This is a genomic window from Bradyrhizobium betae, assembly GCF_050632175.1.
In the GTDB taxonomy this organism is placed as follows: domain Bacteria; phylum Pseudomonadota; class Alphaproteobacteria; order Rhizobiales; family Xanthobacteraceae; genus Bradyrhizobium; species Bradyrhizobium betae_B.
Window position 1 is genome coordinate 5,643,075 of the sequence record NZ_CP192576.1, and the last position, 20,572, is coordinate 5,663,646.

At 65.1% G+C, this 20,572-nt stretch carries 19 protein-coding genes and 1 pseudogene; 11 read left to right on the plus strand and 9 right to left on the minus strand.

Annotated features, from left to right (window positions below; all coding sequences use genetic code 11):
• Positions 1-91: 91 nt before the first annotated feature.
• From ACQ86E_RS27010 to ACQ86E_RS27030, 5 genes are read right to left on the minus strand one after another with little or no spacing between them, the layout of a single operon-like run.
• Entirely contained in the window at positions 92-1,369 is a 1,278-nt protein-coding gene (locus tag ACQ86E_RS27010) for an MFS transporter (RefSeq protein WP_431202578.1), read from the minus strand.
• Positions 1,370-1,409: 40 nt separating this feature from the next.
• Positions 1,410-1,853 (minus strand): cupin domain-containing protein, encoded by a 444-nt coding sequence (locus tag ACQ86E_RS27015; protein WP_431202579.1) that lies wholly within the window; start codon positions 1,851-1,853, stop codon positions 1,410-1,412.
• Positions 1,854-1,879: 26 nt separating this feature from the next.
• A complete protein-coding gene (locus ACQ86E_RS27020) occupies positions 1,880-2,680 on the minus strand; it encodes an alpha/beta fold hydrolase (protein ID WP_431202580.1) in 801 nt (266 codons plus the stop codon).
• 54 nt (positions 2,681-2,734) lie between these two features.
• Positions 2,735-3,283, minus strand: coding sequence for an NAD(P)H-dependent oxidoreductase (locus ACQ86E_RS27025; RefSeq protein WP_431202581.1), 549 nt, complete (start codon positions 3,281-3,283; stop codon positions 2,735-2,737).
• A 28-nt stretch (positions 3,284-3,311) separates the two neighbouring features.
• The gene (locus tag ACQ86E_RS27030) at positions 3,312-4,544 is read right to left on the minus strand and encodes an acyl-CoA dehydrogenase family protein (protein WP_431202582.1); all 1,233 of its coding nucleotides are present in this window, start codon (positions 4,542-4,544) and stop codon (positions 3,312-3,314) included.
• 624 nt (positions 4,545-5,168) lie between these two features.
• On the opposite strand from ACQ86E_RS27030, the gene ACQ86E_RS27035 reads away from it, so the two are divergent.
• Together ACQ86E_RS27035 and ACQ86E_RS27040 are read left to right on the plus strand one after the other, a co-directional pair.
• Positions 5,169-5,750 (plus strand): response regulator transcription factor, encoded by a 582-nt coding sequence (locus tag ACQ86E_RS27035; protein ID WP_431202583.1) that lies wholly within the window; start codon positions 5,169-5,171, stop codon positions 5,748-5,750.
• Between the two features lie 129 nt (positions 5,751-5,879).
• Positions 5,880-6,143, plus strand: a complete 264-nt coding sequence (locus ACQ86E_RS27040; protein ID WP_431202584.1) for a hypothetical protein — start codon at positions 5,880-5,882, stop codon at positions 6,141-6,143.
• 2 nt (positions 6,144-6,145) lie between these two features.
• Here the strand turns inward: ACQ86E_RS27040 and ACQ86E_RS27045 are convergent, their stop codons facing one another.
• On the minus strand, positions 6,146-7,042 hold the full coding sequence (locus tag ACQ86E_RS27045; RefSeq protein WP_431202585.1) for an alpha/beta hydrolase family protein: 897 nt from the start codon (positions 7,040-7,042) through the stop codon (positions 6,146-6,148).
• Between the two features lie 180 nt (positions 7,043-7,222).
• Between ACQ86E_RS27045 and ACQ86E_RS27050 the strand changes: the two genes are divergently transcribed.
• The 3 genes and pseudogenes from ACQ86E_RS27050 to ACQ86E_RS27060 all read left to right on the plus strand — a co-directional run bounded on the left by ACQ86E_RS27050 (position 7,223) and on the right by ACQ86E_RS27060 (position 10,763).
• A complete protein-coding gene (locus ACQ86E_RS27050) occupies positions 7,223-8,611 on the plus strand; it encodes a class II 3-deoxy-7-phosphoheptulonate synthase (RefSeq protein WP_431202586.1) in 1,389 nt (462 codons plus the stop codon).
• Between the two features lie 4 nt (positions 8,612-8,615).
• Entirely contained in the window at positions 8,616-8,969 is a 354-nt protein-coding gene (locus ACQ86E_RS27055; RefSeq protein WP_431202587.1) for a diacylglycerol kinase, read from the plus strand.
• A gap of 35 nt (positions 8,970-9,004) precedes the next feature.
• A pseudogene (locus tag ACQ86E_RS27060) lies at positions 9,005-10,763 on the plus strand (NAD+ synthase).
• Between the two features lie 195 nt (positions 10,764-10,958).
• Here ACQ86E_RS27060 and ACQ86E_RS27065 read toward each other — a convergent pair.
• On the minus strand, positions 10,959-12,146 hold the full coding sequence (locus tag ACQ86E_RS27065; RefSeq protein WP_431202588.1) for a DUF2865 domain-containing protein: 1,188 nt from the start codon (positions 12,144-12,146) through the stop codon (positions 10,959-10,961).
• 130 nt (positions 12,147-12,276) lie between these two features.
• The gene (locus ACQ86E_RS27070) at positions 12,277-12,582 is read right to left on the minus strand and encodes a hypothetical protein (RefSeq protein ID WP_143846241.1); all 306 of its coding nucleotides are present in this window, start codon (positions 12,580-12,582) and stop codon (positions 12,277-12,279) included.
• A gap of 292 nt (positions 12,583-12,874) precedes the next feature.
• On the opposite strand from ACQ86E_RS27070, the gene cysS reads away from it, so the two are divergent.
• From cysS to ACQ86E_RS27090, 4 genes are all read left to right on the plus strand, one after another.
• Positions 12,875-14,257 (plus strand): cysteine--tRNA ligase, encoded by a 1,383-nt coding sequence (gene cysS, locus ACQ86E_RS27075; RefSeq protein ID WP_431202589.1) that lies wholly within the window; start codon positions 12,875-12,877, stop codon positions 14,255-14,257.
• A 115-nt stretch (positions 14,258-14,372) separates the two neighbouring features.
• Positions 14,373-14,864, plus strand: coding sequence for a GNAT family N-acetyltransferase (locus tag ACQ86E_RS27080; RefSeq protein ID WP_431202590.1), 492 nt, complete (start codon positions 14,373-14,375; stop codon positions 14,862-14,864).
• A complete protein-coding gene (gene cimA, locus ACQ86E_RS27085; RefSeq protein WP_431202591.1) occupies positions 14,861-16,459 on the plus strand; it encodes a citramalate synthase in 1,599 nt (532 codons plus the stop codon). Before ACQ86E_RS27080 ends, cimA begins: the two co-directional genes overlap by 4 nt.
• A 136-nt stretch (positions 16,460-16,595) precedes the next feature.
• Positions 16,596-16,973: a VOC family protein gene (locus tag ACQ86E_RS27090; RefSeq protein ID WP_431202592.1), complete on the plus strand. Its 378-nt coding sequence runs from the start codon at positions 16,596-16,598 to the stop codon at positions 16,971-16,973.
• Between the two features lie 4 nt (positions 16,974-16,977).
• On the opposite strand, the gene ACQ86E_RS27095 is transcribed toward ACQ86E_RS27090, so the two are convergent.
• Positions 16,978-17,583, minus strand: a complete 606-nt coding sequence (locus tag ACQ86E_RS27095; protein WP_431202593.1) for a TIGR00730 family Rossman fold protein — start codon at positions 17,581-17,583, stop codon at positions 16,978-16,980.
• Positions 17,584-17,783: 200 nt separating this feature from the next.
• Here ACQ86E_RS27095 and ACQ86E_RS27100 point away from each other — a divergent pair, with 200 nt between their 5' ends.
• Both ACQ86E_RS27100 and ACQ86E_RS27105 read left to right on the plus strand, forming a co-directional pair.
• Positions 17,784-19,739: an ABCB family ABC transporter ATP-binding protein/permease gene (locus tag ACQ86E_RS27100; protein WP_431202594.1), complete on the plus strand. Its 1,956-nt coding sequence runs from the start codon at positions 17,784-17,786 to the stop codon at positions 19,737-19,739.
• A gap of 81 nt (positions 19,740-19,820) precedes the next feature.
• The gene (locus ACQ86E_RS27105) at positions 19,821-20,519 is read left to right on the plus strand and encodes a phosphatidylserine decarboxylase (protein WP_431202595.1); all 699 of its coding nucleotides are present in this window, start codon (positions 19,821-19,823) and stop codon (positions 20,517-20,519) included.
• The last annotated feature ends 53 nt before the right edge of the window (positions 20,520-20,572 follow it).

The window sequence follows — 20,572 nt, forward strand, 5'->3', positions numbered from 1 at the left end:
TCGTCGTCGAGGTCGATACGATTCCAGCCAAACGATGCTGGACGTTGGCAGGGCTGCGGACATGGGAGAGAAGCCCGGACCCGCGATTCTCTTATTCCGCCGGGCTCTCGATCACAGCGCCCTGACTGACGTCCTCGCGGGCGAGGATCATCAGGATGCCGACGATGATGAACTCGACGACCGCGAAGGCAACGAAGGCACCGGTGAATGAGCCGGCGGAGACGTTGATGATGGCGCCCATCATCCAAGGGGCCACGAACGCCGAGAAGATGCCGAACACCTCGGCGTATCCGATCGCGGCCGGTGCGAGTGCGTCGGAGTATTTTTCGCTGAGCAGTGCGAAGATCGCGCCGCCGCCGAGCAGCGCCACGCCGCTTAGCGCAGCAAATAGCACCAGCATCGGGAACGGCATCGGCGTCACCACGGTCCACAGGAACATCAGCGCGGTCAGGAACGCGAGACAGGCGGTGAGCTTGATCATGAAGGGCTTGCCGAGCCTGTCGGACATGTAACCGCCGATCACCAGGAACAGCACTTGCGACAGCCCCATCACGGTGCCGATCACGGCGCCGGCTTCCGGGGGCATGTGTTGCACGGTGATGAAGGCCGGCACCACCCAGGTGGCGGTGCCGGCGATCGCGAAAGTGCACGCCACGATGCCGAAGCCGCCGACCGCGATCCATTTCGAGCGGAAGATCTCGCCGAGCGGCAGGTGCTGCTGTGTGGTCTCGTTGCCCCACGTAAAATTGGCGAGGCCGAGCTCGCGCGGGCTGTTGCGGACGACAAAAGCGTCAATCGCTGCGATCATAAGGGTGCCAATCGCAAGTACCGCGAAGAAGGTCCGCCATCCCGTCGCAATCGTCAGGGGAATGCCCAGCGCGAAATCCAGGGTGATTGCGAGGCTGTAGGCGGCGAGGATGATGCCCACCACCGAGCCGCGGCGGCTTTGCGGAAACCAGCCGAAGATCAGCTTCATGTTGCCGATGAAGATGCCGGCGTCGAAGAAGCCGATCACCAGCCGCAGCAGAATGAGCTGGGTATAGGTCTGGACGAAAACCTGCAGCACCATCCCGAGGCCAGTGCCGGCAAGCCCAATCAGCAGCATGTTGCGCGCCGTCATACCCCGGCTGACCGGTGACCAGACCACCATGCCGATGCCGTAGGTCAGGGCGAAGATGCCTTGCGCCAGACCGGCTTCCGCGGGATTGAGCTTGAGGCTTTCCGAGACGAACGGCAGCACGGCCGCGAACGCGTACCAATCGGCTGCGAGGAATATCTCGCAGAAGATGGCGAGCGCCAGCATGCCCTTCTGCCACGCGCCAATCCGCCGGCGTTCGCTCTCGGAGATGGTGGTCCAGTTGGTCGTCATGATCGATCCTCGCGGTTTGAGCTTCGGCGGAAGGCAAGCATCAGGCCGGGGGCGGCAAGAAATTGACCTCGTGCTCGGCAGCACGCCGAACCACCTCCTGCGGATCGGGAAGGTTGTGGATGCGCTCGAACAGCTCCTTGAGCGACCGCGTCGGTGCGACCCAGAACAGGCTGGTCGCGGTTTCCCCGGACTTGTTGAATATCCCGTGGGGAATCCCCTTGGGCATGCGGACAAGGTCGCCGGCCTTGGCGACCAAATCCTTGCCGTCGAGCCAGAGGTCGTAGCGGCCACTCAGCACATAGACGAACTCGTCCTGGTTTGGATGCACGTGCGGCGGCACGAAGGTGCCATCCGGAAACACGGCATGCCAGGCCATCGATGCTTCGGAGTGCTGCTTCAGCGTGTAGGTCTGGCCCAGAATGTTCCAGACGATGTTGTCAAAGCCGTCATTGGCAGGGGTCACCCCCGGAGGCATCTCGATCATGGCGGTGTCCTCTTTTCGATGCGGTGTCAGTTGGCAAGGAAGTCGGTGACGTGGCTCGCGGCGGCCGGCGTTTCCTCGAACACGAGGTGGCCAGTCGCTGGCACCAGCGTGACGCGCGCGTCGGGAAGGCCGGCTTTCCAGGCGTTTGCCTGAGCCGTGGGGCGCAAGCGGTCTGCTGCGCCCCACAACACCAGCGCCGGCATCGTGATCCGATGCAGCCAATGCGCGAGCTTGGGATTACCTTGCGGTTCGCTGCGGATCAGCTTGGCAAAGCCCGTGACCTCGCGCCCGAGGCGGGCATCGAAGGCGGGGTCGGGTGCTTTGGGAAAGTAACGGAGAGCAGCGGCCGGATCGTGCGTGAGATAGGCGGGCAGCTCCTGCGGTGCGATCTCGAACAAGCCCGGTGCGGGTGCGCTCGCGACCACGAGGCCGGCGGGAGCAACCAGCACCAGCTTGCGCACGCGTTGCGGCTGGCGGATCGCGAATTCCGCGGCAATCCAGCCGCCCAGCGAAAACCCGGCGAGGTCGAACTGGGTCAGCCCAAGCTTGTCGAAAAGGTCCATGGAATGGAGGACGTGATCCTCGATGGTGTCGATCGCCTCCGCATCACCGGAGTCGCCGAAGCCGGCGTGATAGGGAATGATGACGGTGTGATGTTTCGCCCAGTCGCGCGCCATCTCGAAGCCGGTGAAGGTGCCGGTGCCGTGCAGGAACACCAACGCCGGGCCGCTTCCGATGCTGTGAACGACGGTGCGCACGCCGTTGATGTCGTATTCCGCGCGGGTGAAGCCGGTGAGATCGGGCGAAGGTTTGACGGTATCAAGCATGATCGAAATCTCCGGTTGAAGGCGGCAGGTCGGGGCGGTGAGGCGGAGGGAAGGTCATGCGGCGTCCGCCTGGCGTCCACCGAGCAGCGAGGCGAGTTGTTCGACGGCGTTGGCGAGCCGCGTGGCGGTCATTGGAGCCAGCGGTTCGCCCGGCATGATCTCGGCGCTGCTGGCGTAGATCGCACTCGAGACGGTGCACGCCTCGAAGAAGCCGAACAGCGGGCGAAGCTGATGCTCGACCACAAGTGAGTGACGCAGGCCGCCGCCGACCGCGGTTAACAGAACCGGGCGATTGCGCAGTACGTCCGGCTCGATCAGGTCGAACACGTGCTTGAACAACCCGGGATAGGAGCCCTGGAACACCGGGCAGCCAATCACGAGGCCATCGGCCTGCTCGATCGCCTCGACGACGGCGCGGGCGCTGTCGTCGAGCCCGACGCGGGTGAAGGCGGCGATGCCGCAGCCGGCATCGACGAGGTCGAGAACGTCGGTCTTGAGTCCGTGCCGCGTCAGCAGGTCGGCAGCGACGGCTTCGACCAGCACGCGCGACTTGGCCGGGCGCCAGCTGTTGCCGCAGAAGCCAACGATGCGGGATGTCCTCATCTCGACGCCCTCATGCCTGATTGCATGCTCAGCCCGTCACGCCGAACACCGTCCATTGCGCACCCGGGCCGGGGAGTCCGAGCAGCGCGCGACCGCATTCCTCGACAATCTGGTCGGCCATCAGGATGTGCTGCGTGCCGGAATGGATGTCGCGATAGAACCGCTGCATCGGTGTGTTGTGCAGCGAGGCGCCGCGGGCGGCCCGATGCGCGAAGGTGGCGACATCGGACAGCACGTCGTGGATGTGGCGCAGCGACAGCTTGATCATGGTCATCTGCTGCAGCGACGGGCCTTCGCCGATGGCGCAGGTCTCCGAGACCTCCTTCCAGGTTTCATGCACCAGCGCCCGCGCGGCGCGAAAGCGCGCTTCGGCCTGGGCGAACTGGAACTTGAAGCTGGCGCTGTCGCACGACTTGCCGAAGGGATCCGTGCGCTGCACGATGACCTTGATGAGCTCGTCGAGCATGCGGCGGCCGACGCCGACGGCCCACGCGGAATGCGCCCAGGCGCTGTAGCCGGCAAGTCCGAGCGCGCCCTGCGCGCCGCCGCGCCGCGGCGCACCGATGTCGAAATCGTAGGTCATGTGCGTCGGCACGAACAGCTCGTCGCCCTCGCTCAGGGTGTAGTCGAAACTTCCCGTGGCGCGCAGGCCGAGCACGTCCCAATTGCCCATCAGCTTGATGGTCGATCGCGGATGGTGGGTGACGACGATCTTGGGCTGGCCGCCCGGGCCGAACACCATGTCCTTGCCGGATGCGTCGGTGACGAAGCAGCCCGAATGCACCCATTCAGCGTGCTGGATGCCGCTGCCATAGGCCCAGTTGCCCCGGATCATGTAGCCGCCATCGACCGGGCGGGCGAAGCCGCGCGGCACGCCGTTGCCGGCGATGGTGATGTCGGCCCCGCCGGCGAACACCTTCTTGATGCCTTCGTCCTCGATGTAGATGGCGAGCGTGGTGCCTTCCATGTTGTTGCCGATGACGCACCAGCCTGCGGAAGCGTGGGCGTAGGCGAGGCGCTCGATCACGGTCATGGCGTCATAGGGCAGAAGCTCGGCGCCGCCGACCTCCTTTGGGAACAGCATGGTGTAGATGCCGGCCTTGCGCAGCGCCGCCACCACGTCGTCGGTGAGATAACCCTGCGCCTCGGCCTCAGCCGCCCTGGATTCCACCAGCGGCAGCAGCGCATCGAGACGCGCATGAAATTCGGCCACCGTCGGGGTCGCGGAAGGCTTTACGGCGAGCTGCGCGGAAGGGCTCATGGTCGGTGTCTCCAGGTCGGGCTGTTGGTCCTTTCGCGCACGTCTCCGTCCGCGAAAGCTCGGATCGGCGAGGAAGAGCCGCTCGCGGGCATGACTCCGCCCTCACGCGCCGATGCGATTGGCGCGCGTGACGAACGGCTCGCGATGTCGTCGTGTCCCCGTCGGAACCGCGCGAATGTCGTTGCGCGATCACGATGGCGGGGATGCTAGAGATGAAGCTGCTAGACCGGCAATCCCCCATCATGGGGGGTGTTGGTCGTGAGGTGCTGCCGCAAAGCTGGGCCGGGAGAGCAGCGCTTTGCCGCTTCTTTTCGCTTGACCAAAGAACCGGCGAGGGAGAAGTTTTAAGCCTATAATAATCGGCAATGGAACGCTTGTGCCTTGGGCACGGCGCGATCGCGTGAGGAATAGCGATGAGAGCCGAGCAGGAGCCGTTGGATGGTCTGCCCGAGCGCCAGCTCGCAGATCGGCTGATGTCCATCGCCGAGAGCCGCTCGGTCCGCTCGCTCGGCATCGCCTGCTGCTCGGCGATCTCGGAATTGACGGGGTCGCCGACCGTTGGTCTCTATCTGCTCGACGGAGCTCGAGCCGGAGCTGGTCTACAGCCGGTTCGTCGCGGAAGGTTTGCTCGACAATTACAAGGCCGGCTTCTGGAAGCACGATCCCGTGCTCGACTGCATCATGACCAGAGGCCGCGCGGTTGACGGCGAAACGGTAATCGGCCCGCAGCAGTGGCGGCACAGCCCATCCTTCGAGATGCTGCACGAGTGGGGTTTTGCCCACAACATGGGTGGCCCGCTGTGGTGCGGCCCCAGGATCGTCGGCGTGCTTTTCACCGCGACGACAGAGTCTGACGCGCCCTACACGGTGCGGTCGCGGCAGCGCATGGACATGCTGTGTCGGGCCGGCTCTCTCGCTTTGACCAACATGACGAACGCGGGCGAGTTCGACACCCATCGCGATGCGATCCGGGTCCCCGAGCCAGCGGCCGCGCCGGCTGCGACGCTCTCAGCATCACTTCCCCCGCGGTCTGCGGACGTTGCCATCCGTGTCTGCCGCGGCCAAACCAACAAGGAAATTGCGCGCGATATGGGGATTTCCGATCAGACCGTGAAGGAGCATGTCGCGAACCTGTGCCGCCGGTTCGGTGTGCACAATCGTACCGAGCTGGCGGCCTGCCTGCTGAGCACGAGCGCGCGGCAATAGGTGCCGAATCGATAAAATTGTCTGCAATCCGCTCAGCGGCGGCATACCCTGCGGACAAGAAATGTGCTGCCTTAAACCCTGGGTTTGGACCTGACGTGCATCTTGCCCTGCAAAGGGTGGGGCATCAGCATGTCAGTTCTGAGGGAGATCGTCGTTGCAGTGACGGGAGTCTACGCGCTCTTGTTCGTGTGCGACGCAGTGTTCGGCGTCGGCGAGGCGCGTTTCGACGACAGCTATTACAGCGCCAGCTACTACGCGCCGCGACCGAAGGAGTTTCGTTTCGCCGGCGACACGCCGCCGGCGGTTCGCGTCAGCGACGCCTTTGCGCAATTCGCGCCAGGCGAAGCAAAGCCGAACAAGCGCTATTCGTCTCTGACGACGATCATCCGCTGACGTCACTCCCCCTGGACCCATTCCGCTACGCCGCGCCACAGCGTGTCGCGGTGCTCGGGGCGGAAGAAGCCGAAATGGCCGATCGCCTTGGCGCCGACGTCGGACGGCTTCACCGTCAACACCTCCGGTTTGATCGCGCTGAACCCGCCGGTAAGCAGCTCGACCGCCGGCCGCGTCGCCCAGGGATCGTCGGAGAAGCACAGCGCGCGCAGCTCGCCCTTGAACTTCGCGAAATTCTCCAGCGCGGGCAGCTTTGAATCGAAGAGATAGCGCGGACTCGAGACCCAGTCCGCCCATTGCAGGAAGACGCCCTTGGGCAGGTCCTCGCCGATGCCGGCCCAGCCCGGTGCGTAGCCGAGCGCGTGGGCGAGCGGCACGCCAATGAGATTCATGAAGGCGAAGACGCGGTATTTCTCCGGCGACGTCATCAGCCGCCAGGTCGCGGCCTGCGAGGCCACGAACGCGGCGCGCGATATTTCCGTGTTGTTCGCGATCAGCCCGAGCGCCTGGCCGCCGAAGGAATGGCCGACATAGGCAAGGGGCAGGGTGGTGTAGCGCTCGCGCATCCAGCGCACCGCGGCGGTGACGTCCTGCGCCGCCCAGTCCGACATCGAGGCCTTGAAGCCGACCAGCGATTTCGGCTGGTTGTAGCCGACCATCGCCGGCTGGCGGGAGTCGCCGATGCCGCGATAGTCGTAGGTCATGACCGCGCAGCCGCGATGGGCAAGGTAGGAGGCAAAGCCGCGATAGATCTTTCGCGGGACGGCGGTGGCCGAATTGATCAGCACGGCATGGCGCTTGGCGCCGCGCGGCAGGAACAGCGTGCCGGTCAGCGCATACCCGTCGGTCGCCGGGAAGCTGATCTCGTCGATGAAAACGTCGTCCGGTGCGGCGTCCATGGGCGGAGGCTGTGCTGCCAGTTTCTTCTACCGCCCCTAGCAAATGCGAATTCAGCTTTTCCCGCAAGGGTTTGCAGTGCGAAATGGATTTACAACTGGCGGGGCGTGGCCAGCCTGTGTATAAGGCGGCCCTCGCAACCCACAGATCAGGTTGTGTTTTTGCTTCACGGAGAGATTGCGATGTCCGAGCGGTGGACGCCCGAGTCCTGGCGCAGCAAGCCGGTGCTCCAGGTGCCCGATTATCCCGACGCCAAGGCTTTGGCCGACGTCGAGGCGCAGCTTGCGACCTTTCCGCCGCTGGTGTTCGCGGGCGAGGCGCGCAATCTGAAAAAGGCGCTGGCACGCGTGGCGGCCGGCGAGGCTTTCCTGCTACAGGGTGGCGACTGCGCCGAGAGCTTTGCCGAGCACGGCGCCAACAACATCCGCGACTTCTTCCGCGTGCTGCTGCAGATGGCGGTGGTGCTGACCTATGCCGGCGCCGTGCCGGTGGTGAAGGTCGGCCGCATCGCCGGCCAGTTCGCCAAGCCGCGCTCCTCGCCGACCGAGAAGATCGGCGGCGTCGAGCTGCCGAGCTATCGCGGCGACATCGTCAACGATATCGCCTTCACAAAGGAAGCGCGGGTCCCGGATCCGCAGCGTCAGTTGATGGCCTATCGCCAGTCGGCCGCGACGCTGAACCTGCTCCGCGCGTTTGCGACCGGCGGCTACGCCAATCTTGGCAGCGTGCATGAGTGGATGCTCGGCTTCCTGAAGGATAGCCCGCAGTCCCGCCGTTACAAGGAGCTCGCCGACCGCATCTCGGACGCGCTCAATTTCATGCGTGCCTGCGGCCTCGACCTCGAGAGCCATCCCGAGCTGCGCGCCACCGATTTCTACACCAGCCACGAGGCGCTGCTGCTCGGCTACGAGCAGGCCATGACCCGCGTCGACTCCACGACCGGCGACTGGTACGCGACCTCGGGCCACATGATCTGGATCGGTGACCGCACCCGTCAGCTCGACCATGCCCACGTCGAATATTTCCGCGGCATCAGGAACCCGATCGGCCTGAAGTGCGGCCCGTCACTCAAGCCCGACGAACTGCTCAAGCTGATCGACGTGCTCAACCCCGACAACGAACCGGGCCGGCTGACGCTGATCAACCGCTTCGGCTCCGACAAGGTCGCCGACCATCTGCCGGGCCTGATCCGCGCCGTGAAGCGCGAGGGCAGGGTCGTGGTCTGGTCGTGCGATCCCATGCACGGCAACACCATCACCTCCACGTCCGGCTACAAGACGCGGCCGTTCGACCGCGTCCTGTCCGAGGTGAAGTCGTTCTTTACTATCCACGCCGCGGAAGGCACCCACGCCGGCGGCGTGCATCTGGAGATGACCGGCCAGGACGTCACCGAATGTATCGGCGGCGCCCGCGCCATCACCGACGAGGGCCTCAACGACCGCTACCACACGGTCTGCGATCCCAGGCTCAACGCCGAGCAGTCCATCGACATGGCTTTCCTGGTCGCCGAGCTCCTCAAGCAGGAACGCGCGGGCAAGGCGAGGCCGATGCCGGTCGCAGCGGGGCTCTAGGACCTTGCTGCGGATCTGGAAGGCCACGATCAACTCCCGCAATGGTCTTGCCTTTGCGTTCCGCTCGGAGCAGGCCGTTCGCGAAGAAGTGGTTGCGCTGCTGCTGTCGCTTCCGCTCGCGTGGTTCGTCGGCTCGACCGCAACGCGCGCGGTCGAGCTGGTGTGCGCGGTCGCTTTCGTGTTGGTGGTCGAGCTGCTCAACACCGCGATCGAGAAGCTCGCCGACCGCCTGACCATGGACCATGACAAGCAGATCGGCCGGGTCAAGGACATGGGCTCCGCCGCGGTCGGCGTCGCGCTCCTGATGGCCGGCGCGTTCTGGATTCTTGCCATCGTCGAACGATTGGGCTTCGTCTAGCCAAGGGGATCCCAAGGGATCGGAACGCGGTGGCCATGACCGAACGTCTCGACGCATTCGCGGTTACGCTCGCCCAGCTCAACCCGACCGTGGGCGACATCGACGGTAATGCCGCCAAGGTGCGGGCCGCGCGCGCGCAGGCGATCGCCGACGGCTCCGATCTCGTGCTGTTTCCGGAATTGTTCATCGCCGGCTATCCGCCGGAAGATCTGGTGCAGAAGCCGGCCTTCCAGGCCGCCTGCCGCGCTGCGATCGAAAGCCTCGCGCGCGAGACCGCCGACGGCGGCCCTGCGATGCTGGTTGGCACGCCCTGGGTCGAGGATGGCAGGCTCTACAATGCCTGCGCGCTGCTCGACGGCGGCCGTATCGCGAGCTTGCGCTTCAAGTGCAATCTGCCGAACTACGGCGTGTTCGACGAGAAGCGGCTGTTTTCGCGCGGCCCCGCGGCCGGCCCCGTCACCGTGCGCGGCGTGCGGATCGGCGTGCCGATCTGCGAGGACATCTGGCTCGAGCGAGTCCGAAGACTACGAGAACGTGGTCGAGACATTGGCCGAGACCGGCGCCGAGATCATCCTGGTGCCGAACGGCTCGCCTTACGCCCGCGACAAGAACGACGTGCGTCTCTCGGTGGCCGTGGCGCGGGTGACGGAGAGCGGGCTGCCGCTGGTCTATCTCAACCAGGTCTGCGGCCAGGACGAACTCGTGTTCGACGGCGCGTCCTTCGTGCTCAACGGCGATCTCTCGCTCGCCGCGCAATTGCCGGCGTTCGCCGAGAGCATTACCACACTGCGCTTCACGCGCACCGGCGACGATTGGCGTTGCGCGGGGCCGATCGCGCCGCTGCCCGAGGGCGACCACGCCGACTACGCCGCCTGCGTGCTCGGCCTGCGCGACTACGTCGCCAAGAACGGCTTTCCCGGCGTGCTGCTCGGAATTTCCGGCGGCATCGATTCGGCGCTCTGCGCGGCGATCGCGGTCGATGCGCTCGGCGCCGACCAGGTCCACGGCGTGATGCTGCCTTACCGCTACACAGCCGCACATTCGATCGCCGACGCCGGCGAGCTCGCCGGCCGTCTCGATATCCGCTACGAGGTGCTGCCGATCGCCGAAGCTGTGACCGGCTTCGAGACGATCCTGTCCGGCATCTTCAAGAACCTGCCGCCCGATATCACCGAGGAAAATCTCCAGGCCCGCACCCGCGGCACGCTGCTGATGGCGATCTCCAACAAGACCGGGCTGATGGTGGTCACCACCGGCAACAAGTCGGAAATGTCGGTCGGCTACGCCACGCTCTATGGCGACATGAACGGCGGCTTCAACCCGATCAAGGACATCTACAAGACGCAGGTGTTCCGGCTGGCAGGCTTGCGCAATGCCTGGAAGCCGGACGGCGCGCTGGGTCCCGCGGGCGAGGTGATCCCGCCCGACATCATCACGCGCCCGCCGAGCGCGGAGCTGCGCGAGAACCAGACTGACCAGGACTCGCTGCCGCCCTACGAGGTGCTCGATGCCATTCTGCAGGGTCTCATCGAACGCGAGGAGCCGCTCGATCAGATCATCGCGTCCGGCTTCGACCGCGAGACGGTGCTCCGCATCGACCATCTCCTCAACGTCGCCGAATACAAGCGCCGCCAGGCCGCGCCGGGCGTGAAAGTGACGGCGAGGAATTTCGGCCGCGACCGCCGCTATCCCATCACCAACCGCTTTCGCGAAAGGGGCGAGGGGCTGCCAGTGCACGATGAGACGTTGGTGTCGCGCGGGAGCAGGGCGTCGACCGACGCGTTCGAGGGGTAGGGTTAGCGCGGTCTATCGTTGGCGCTGCTGATTGGGTGGGCGCTGTCGCCACACATTGCGCTGTCATCATCCGCGAAAGCGGATGATCCAGTACTCCGCGGCCGTCATCGTGAAACCAATTGCCGCCTTGAGTACTGGATGCCCCGCCTTCGCGGGGCATGACACTGAGTGGGAGGCGGCGGCCTGCCGCTACACCTACTTCTGCTGCTGCGGCAGGAAGGTCGGGCCGACCGAGCGGATCGGCTTGTTCTCCGACGAGGTCGTGGGGGCCGTATCCGCAGGCGGAGTCGCCGCCGGTGCAGCCGCGGTCGTCGGCGCCGCGCCCTTCTTGGTTGTCGCAGCAGGCGCGCCCTTGCTCAGCCGCTGCTGCTGCATCTTCTTGGCGCTCTCCTCGGTGACGATGATGTCACCCTGCTGCTCGGCTGCGGCCTTGTCGTCGGCCGATTTCAGCGCATCGGCCCAGGTCTGCCCCGCCGCCTTGCAGGAGCAGGATGGGTTGAACTCGCTGCGGAATTTGAACGCAGTCGGCAGCGCCGTGTAGGGCTGGCCGCTGACGGAGACCGCCGAGTTCATGTCCTCGCCGGGATTGCGGTAGGTGTAGAGCGAGGCTTCGGCCGCCGGACACAGCGCCTTGCAGGTCTTCTCGTCGTCGGGGAAGCGCGCCGGCACGGTTGCGAACGAGACCGGGAAATAGGCGCCGTCGCAGGTGCGCACGCACACGGTGCGGTAGGTGCCGGATTGCGGGCCGAGATCGGAGGGCGGGCCGCCTTGCGGATTGTTGGGGTTGTTGCCGCCGAACAGATTGCTCAGGAAGTTGCCGCCGCCTTGTGATTGCGCGGCGTTGGCGTATTGCGGGCCGCAATTGTTCTGTGCGAGCGCCACCAGCACCGAGCGGCGCTGGCTGTCGCGCTCCGGGCTGAAGCCGCCGGGGCCGCCGCCGCGCAGGCGTTCGAGATTGCCGGTGATCTGGTCCAGATTGGCGCGCATCTGCTGGATCTGGGTGTTGACCGGACCGCACTGCGCCGACTGGCCGTTGAACAGCGAGAAGAAGCCGGAGGAATCGCAGCCCATGCGCTTGGCCTGCATGGTGACGCGGTCGAGCTCGGCCTGCTGCCTGGTCTGGGAGTCCTGATAGCGACGGATCTGGTCGTCGCGCGCGGGATCACCGCCGCCGCCGCGATCGAGCGCAGCGAGCTGGCCTTCCAGTCGTACACACATCGGATTTGGCCCGAGCCCATTCTGGCCGGGCTGCTGCGGCGGCGGACCGGGCGGGCCGGCCTGCGCGAAAGCGCCGGTGGCGAGCACGACGGTGCTCAGAAGCACGGTGCAGGCAGAGAGGAAGCGGGCACGGGAGGGAGACAAGAATTCAGGCATATCCGCCATTCTAGCGAGGTCACGGTCCCATGTGACATTGGAGGGCCGAAGCGCGCCCTCCCATAGCCGCTTCCCGCGGCATCGTCACGTCGTTTCGGGGCCAAAGACCGGGCCTAAGATACGCCAGTTCCGAGCGAATTCAGCGCTGGCAGGTGATTGCGACATATTCGTCGCAATGGCCATGCGAGCAGTTTGCGCCGGTTTTGGGGACAGAGCCGGTAATTTCGTCGGGATCGACCCGGCGGTAGCTTGATGCCTGGGCAAAATCTCGTGACTGGCAGTAGGTCCGGGCGACCTGCGCGCCGCATTTGTCGCCTTTGGCCAAGCAATGATCGACGCCGTAGCCGTCCGCCTGGTTGGGAATGATGAAGACGCGGGTTTCGGCAAAAGCGCTGGATGCTGAAATGATGGAGGCGCAGGAAATGAGCGCGAGCAATGATCGCATGAGAACACCGGGGGCAAAAAGAAGGAACTGCCAGTTCCAGAATGGGCGCAAATAGTTAAGGATCATGAACCATTAGGGCCGGCGAGGGCGCAGTGCGGAGACAAAATGGCATTTCCGCCGCACTCTTGACGCGGGGGCGCCTCATAGCCCATATGTTCCGCCATGAACGGTCTCCTCGTCATTTGCGCCATTTGCCGCGAGATTACGAGCTAGCGATTCGCTGGCTGGAGCCGTCTTTTCTCAAAACCATTGAGAGCACTGGACGCCCGGCCAACAGCCGACGGGTGTCCCTATGGAATTGCGCCTTTACGATACGCTGAGCCGGGAAAAGCGCACCTTCGTGCCGCTCGATCCGAACAACGTCCGCATGTATGTCTGCGGACCGACCGTCTACGACTTCGCCCATATCGGCAATGCGCGGCCGGTGATCGTGTTCGACGTGCTGTTCCGCCTGCTGCGTCATCTCTTCGGCGAGGCGCACGTCACATACGTCCGCAACATCACCGACGTCGACGACAAGATCAACGACCGCGCCGCGCGCGACTTCCCCGGCCTGCCGCTGAACGAGGCGATCCGCAAGGTCACCGAGCAGACGGGGCAGCAGTTTCACGCCGACGTCGATGCGCTGGGTGCGCTGCGGCCGAGCGTCGAGCCGCGCGCGACCGAGCATATCGGTGAGATGCGCGAGATCATCGAGCGACTGGTCAAGGGCGGCTTTGCCTATGCCGCCGAGGACCACGTGCTTTTCTCGCCGCAGGCGATGAACGCAGCCAACTCGGTGTTGCCGCGCTACGGCGCGTTGTCCAATCGTTCGCTGGACGAGATGATCGCCGGTGCCCGCGTCGATGTGGCGCCCTACAAGAAGGACAACACCGACTTCGTGCTGTGGAAGCCGTCCAAGCCCGGTGAGCCGTCATGGCCGTCGCCGGCCGGCATCAAGGCCGAGGGGCGCCCGGGCTGGCACATCGAGTGCTCGGCGATGGCCTGGAAGCATCTCGGCGAGCATTTCGACATCCATGGCGGCGGCATCGATCTCGTGTTTCCGCATCACGAGAACGAGGTCGCGCAGACCTGCTGCGCCTTCCACCGCGAGCGCATGGCGAATTACTGGATGCACAACGGCTTCCTGCAGGTCGAGAGCGAGAAGATGTCGAAGTCATCAGGCAACTTCATCACGATCCACCAGCTGCTCGCGGATTGGCCGGGCGAGGTGCTGCGCCTGAACATGCTGAAGACGCATTATCGTTCCCCGATCGACTGGACCATGAAGTCACTGGAAGAGAGTGCCAAGACGCTCGACGACTGGTATCGCGTCGCGGCCGACGTCGCGCCCGGCAAGCCAGCTGGGTCCGTTGTCGATCCGTTGCTCGACGACCTCAACACGCCGCTCGCGATTGCGGCGCTGCACGGTCTGCGCAGCAGCGACGTACCCGCGCTGGCAGGTTCATTGCGGCTGCTCGGCTTCCTGTCCGAGAGCGCTGCGCAGTGGGAAGGGCGCAAGCAGCAGGCCAGTGGCGTCGATGCCAAGGAGGTCGAGCGCCTGCTCTCGGAGCGGACGGCGGCCCGTGGCCGCAAGGATTTTGGGGAGTCTGACCGCATCCGCGATCTGCTCGCCGCGATGGGCGTCGCGATCAAGGATTCCAAGGACGGCACGACCTGGGAGGTCACGCGATGACGCGGCCCGACACGCCGTTCCCGCGGCACTGGCTCTATTACATCGCGCTGAAGATCCTGCTGCTCGGCGCCGCTGTGGCGATCGTGCTGAAGCTTTATGGGATATGGTGAAGACGATGGGACAGACTTTGCCGAAGCCCGGCTTGCGGCCCTTCCTGCCCGATGACGTGCCCGTGCTCGCCGCGATCTTTGCGGCCAGCATCGAGGAGCTGACCGGCGAGGACTACAACGAGGCGCAGCAGCAGGCCTGGATGGAGGCGGCGGACAGCGAAGAGTTCGGCAAGCGGCTTGCTGCCGACCTGACGCTGGTCGCGACATTGGAAGGCTCGCCCGTCGGCTTCGCGTCGCTGCGCGGGGCCGATCACATCCAGATGCTCTACGTGCATCCGGCCGTGACCGGACAGGGCATCGCGACCGTGCTGGTCGACGCGCTGGAGAAGCTTGCCGGCGGCCGCGGCGCGACCGGCCTCTCGGTCGACGCCAGCGACACCGCGCAGGGCTTCTTCGCCAAGCGCGGCTACGTCGCCATGCAGCGCAACAGTATCACCGTGGGCGACGAGTGGCTTGCCAATACCACGATGAAGAAGACGCTCGGAGCCGCATCATGAGCAAGGAGCGTCTTTATCTGTTCGACACCACGCTGCGCGACGGCGCGCAGACCAATGGCGTCGATTTCACGCTTCAAGACAAGCAGGTCATCGCGGCGTTGCTCGACGATCTCGGCATCGACTATGTCGAAGGCGGCTATCCCGGCGCAAATCCGACCGACACCGAGTTTTTCGGCAGCAAGCCGAAGCTCACCCATGCGCGCTTCACAGCCTTCGGCATGACACGCCGGGCAGGGCGCTCGGTCTCCAACGATCCCGGTGTTGCAGGTCTGCTGGAAGCGAAAGCCGATGCGATCTGTTTCGTCGCGAAGTCCTCCGCCTATCAGGTACGTGTCGCGCTGGAGACCACGAAGGAGGAAAATCTCGCCTCCATCCGCGACAGCGTCGCGGCCGCGAAGGCGGCCGGCCGCGAGGTCATGCTCGACTGCGAGCACTTCTTCGACGGCTACAAGGAAGATGCCGGCTTTGCGCTCGCCTGCGCCAAGGCCGCTTATGAGGCCGGCGCGCGCTGGGTGGTGCTGTGCGACACCAATGGCGGCACCATGCCGAACGAGATCGAGGCCATCGTCGCCGAGGTGACGAAGCACATCCCGGGCGATCATCTCGGCATCCACGCCCATAACGACACCGAGCAGGCGGTGGCGAATTCGCTCGCCGCCGTGCGCGCGGGCGCGCGGCAGATCCAGGGCACGCTGAACGGCCTTGGTGAGCGCTGCGGCAACGCCAATCTCTGCTCGCTGATCCCGACCTTGAAGCTGAAGCAGGAGTTTGCCGACGCTTTCGAGATCTCCGTCACGCCTGAGAAGCTGGCGACGCTGGTCAAGGTCTCGCGCACCCTCGACGACATGCTCAACCGCGTGCCGAACCGGCATGCGGCCTATGTCGGCGAAAGCGCCTTCGTCACCAAGACCGGCATCCACGCCTCCGCCGTGCTGAAGGATCCGCACACCTATGAGCACGTGCGGCCCGAGACGGTCGGCAACCACCGCAAGGTGCTGGTGTCCGACCAGGCCGGCCGCTCCAACGTGATCGCCGAGCTCGACCGCGCCGGCATCGCCTATGAGAAGAGCGATCCGAAGCTGACGCGGCTGGTCGAGGAGTTGAAGGAGCGCGAGGCGGCCGGCTACGCCTATGAATCCGCCAACGCCTCGTTCGACTTGCTGGCGCGCCGCACGCTCGGCAAGGTGCCGCATTATTTCGAGGTCGAGCAGTTCGACGTCAATGTCGAGCAGCGCTACAACGCGCTCGGCGAGCGGGTGACGGTGGCGCTTGCGGTGGTCAAGGTCGACGTCGCCGGCGAGCATCTGATCTCGGCTGCAGAAGGCAACGGCCCCGTCAACGCGCTGGACGTTGCGCTTCGCAAGGACCTCGGCAAGTACCAGAAATACATCGAAGGCTTGACGCTGATCGACTACCGCGTGCGTATCCTCAATGGCGGCACCGGCGCGGTCACGCGCGTGCTGATCGAGAGCGAGGACGAGAACGGCGACAGCTGGACCACGGTCGGCGTGTCGCCGAACATCATCGATGCTTCGTTCCAGGCGCTGATGGATTCGGTGATCTACAAGCTCGTGAAGTCCGGCGCGCCGGCGTAGGGGACGGCAATTCGAGGCATGGCGGCGCCACGAACGCCGTCATTGCGAGCGCAGCGAAGCAATCCAGACTGCTGCCGCGGAAAGACTCTGGATTGCTTCGCTGCGCTCGTAATGACGAGGAGAGAGGGGCGCGCACATGATCGACCACATTTCCGTCGGCGTCAGCGATCTCGAACGCTCGGCAAGATTTTACGAAGCCACGCTCGCGGCCCTCGGACTTGCGCGGGTCGTCACGCGGCCACGGACGATCGGCTTCGGCAAGGCCTATCCCGAATTCTGGATCAACTTGCGCGAAGGCATGCCGCGCGTGGCGCCGGAGAGCGGCGTGCACATCTGCCTGCGGGCCAAGACGAGAGCGGAGGTCGATGCGTTTCACGCCGCCGCGCTCGGGAGCGGCGGGACATCGGAAGGCGCTCCCGGTATCCGCCCGCACGACCGCGTGCGCTACTACGCGGCGTTCGTCGTCGACCCCGACGGCAATCGCATCGAGGCCGTGACGTTTCCGCCGGAGTAGGACGTCAGAGCTTGCGCGCGACGTCCGGCGCGAGCTGCTTTTCGGCTTCGGCGAGCTGTGCCACGGCGGACTTCAGCTTCGGCAGGATGTCCTCGACGCGATCGGCCTTGAGGATGTCGACCGACAGGCCGGCGCGGATGAACTCGGTCTGGCGCATGTGCGACAGCAGCGAGAACAGCGGCTCCCAGAAATTATCGATGTTGGCGAGCAGCACCGGCTTGGCGTGACGGCCGAGCTGCTTCCAGGTCAATTGCTCGACCAGTTCCTCCAGCGTGCCGACGCCGCCCGGCAATGCCACGAAGGCGTCGGAGCGCTCGAACATCAGCCGCTTGCGCTCATGCATGTCGGGGGTGACGATCATCTCCTGCACGCGCGTCAGCGCATTCTCGCGCCTGCGCAGGAATTCGGGAATGATGCCGGTGACGGTGCCGCCGTGATCGAGCACGGATGTCGCGACCGCGCCCATCAGGCCGACCGAGCCGCCGCCATAGACCAAGCGGACGTTGTTCTCCGCGAGCGCCTTGCCGAGCGCCTTGGCGCCTTCGGTGAAACGTGGATTGGTTCCGGGGCCGGAGCCGCAATAGACACAAACGGTTTTGATGGTGCTCATTGGTAGCATGATGCATCGCAGCGAAAGGCCGTCAAGCCTAATCGGTGATTCGGAGCACCCGGAATCTACCGGTAAATGGCGACAAACAATCGAAGATTCGCCATCTGGCGGGGTGCGCTCGCCTCGGGAAGCTTCTATATGACGAGCGAAATCGTTAATCGCAACGCGGCCCGCATCCGGCGGACTTTCAGGCTGTTTTGATGAACTCTCCCCATTCGCCCCATGGCGCCGACGCGCCCGAGCCGGCCGGCGGACCGCTGGAACGGGCCACGCTGATGGGCACACTGGCGCATCTGTGGCCCTATATCTGGCCGGGCGACCGCTTCGATCTGAAGATGCGCGTGGTCTGGTCGATGGTGCTGCTGCTCGCCGCCAAGCTGATCACGCTCACGGTTCCCTTCAGCTTCAAATGGGCCACCGATGCGCTGACCGGCGCCAACACCGCGCCGATTGAGGCCGACAATTGGCACCTCTGGGTGATCGCCTCGCCGTTGCTGCTGACCGCGAGCTACGGCGTGATGCGCATCATGATGGCGGTGCTGACGCAATGGCGCGACGGCATCTTCGCCCGCGTGGCCATGCATGCGGTACGCAAGCTCGCGACCATCACTTTCGTCCACATGCACGAGCTGTCGCTGCGCTTTCATCTCGAGCGCAAGACCGGCGGCCTGACGCGGGTGCTCGAGCGCGGCCGCGAGGGCATTGAGGTCATCGTGCGCATGGTGATCCTCCAGCTGATCCCGACCATCGTCGAGGTCTCGCTGCTGCTGGCCGTGCTGTTGTGGCAGTTCGACTGGCGCTACGTGGTCGCAACCCTGATCACGGTGGCGGTGTACATGTACTACACCTACATCGCGACCGAATGGCGGATCGGCATTCGTCGCAAGATGAACGATTCCGACACCGAGGCGAACACCAAGGCGATCGACTCGCTGCTCAACTACGAGACCGTGAAATATTTCAGCGCCGAGGCGCGCGAAGCGCAGCGTTACGACAAGTCGGTCGCGCGCTACGAGGAATCGAGCGTCCAGGCCTATACGTCGCTCGCCGTGCTCAACACCGGACAGGCGGTGATCTTCACGATGGGGCTGACCGCGACGATGCTGATGTGCGCGATCGGCGTGCGCAACGGCACCAACACGGTCGGGGATTTCGTGCTGGTCAACGCCATGATGATTCAGCTCTATCAGCCGCTGAATTTCATGGGCATGGTCTATCGCGAGATCAAGCAGGCGATCATCGACATCGAGAAGATGTTCAACGTCCTTGGCCGCGAAGCCGAGATCAAGGACGAGCCCGATGCAAAGCCGCTGGTAGTCTCCGCCGGCAATGTGCGTTTCGAGGACGTGCGCTTTGCCTATGAGCCTGCGCGCCCGATCCTGAAGGGCATCAGCTTCGAGGTGCCGGCCGGAAAGACGGTGGCGATCGTCGGCCCGTCGGGGGCGGGCAAGTCGACCATCTCGCGGCTTCTGTTCCGCCTCTACGACATCTCGGGCGGCAGGATTTTGATCGACGGCCAGGACATCCGCGAGGTCACGCAGGCCAGCCTGCGCGCCTCGATCGGCATGGTGCCGCAGGATACCGTGCTGTTCAACGACACCATACGCTACAACATCCGCTACGGCCGGTGGGACGCCAGCGATGCAGAGGTGGAGCAAGCGGCACAACTGGCGCAGATCGACCATTTCATCCGCATGGCGCCGAAGGGCTACGAGACCCAGGTCGGCGAGCGCGGCCTGAAGCTCTCCGGCGGCGAGAAGCAGCGGGTCGCCATCGCGCGTACCGTGTTGAAGGCGCCGCCGATCCTGGTGCTCGACGAGGCGACGTCGGCGCTCGACACCCACACCGAGCACGAGATCCAGGGCGCGCTCGAGCGGGTGGCGAAAAACCGCACCTCGCTTGTGATCGCGCACCGGCTTTCCACCATCGTCGGCGCGGACGAGATCATCGTGCTGGACCAGGGCCGCATCGCCGAGCGCGGCACCCACGCCATGCTGCTCGCGCAGGGCGGCCTCTATGCCAGCATGTGGAACAGGCAGCGCGAGGCGGAGGCCGCGCGCGAGAAGCTGGCTAAAATGGCAGATACCAGCGAGGCGCCCAACCGGGAGCCGCCGCCGGTCCAGGACGCCCTGACGGCGCCTGCAGCCGCGGAGTGACCTTGTCTCCGGTCCCAACTCTGGCCTAAACAACCGCGCGGGGCACCCCGCGTGCCATAAACCCCCAGGCGGCAGATAGCGATGTCCATTCTCGATTCGATTCAGCGTCAGATCCCGCCGATCCACAAGGAGGGCTATCCCTTCATCGGCGGCTTTGCGCTGGCAAGCCTGATCCTGTTCTGGCTGTGGTCGCCGCTCGGGTGGATCGGCACGATCCTGACCGTGTGGTGCGCGCTGTTCTTCCGCGACCCCGTACGGGTGACGCCGGTGCGCGAGGGGCTCGTGGTGTCGCCGGCCGACGGCCGTGTCTCGATGATCACCATGGCGCTGCCGCCGGCCGAGCTCGGGCTCGGCGACCGCCCCCTGCCGCGCATCTCGGTGTTCATGAGCGTGTTCAACTGTCATGTGAACCGCGCCCCATTGGCGGGCAGGGTGGACCGCATCGCCTACCGGCCCGGCCTCTTCATCAATGCCGAGCTCGACAAGGCGAGCGAGGACAATGAGCGAAACTCGCTGGTGATCACGACGCCGACGGCACGGATCGGCGTGGTCCAGATTGCAGGGCTGATCGCCAAGCGCATCGTCTGCTTCGTCAAGGAAGGGCAGGCGATCGGGGCCGGTGAGCGCTTCGGCCTGATCCGATTCGGCTCGCGCCTCGACGTCTATCTTCCCGTCGGCACCAGGGCGCTGGTCTCGGAAGGACAGACCGCAATCGCCGGCGAGACGATTTTGGCCGACCTTGCAGGCGACGACCCGAGCCGCGCCTACCGCGCCAATTAACCAATAAGTCGGTCCATGAGGGCCTTCCGCCGCAATGGCGGAGGGGAGCGTGG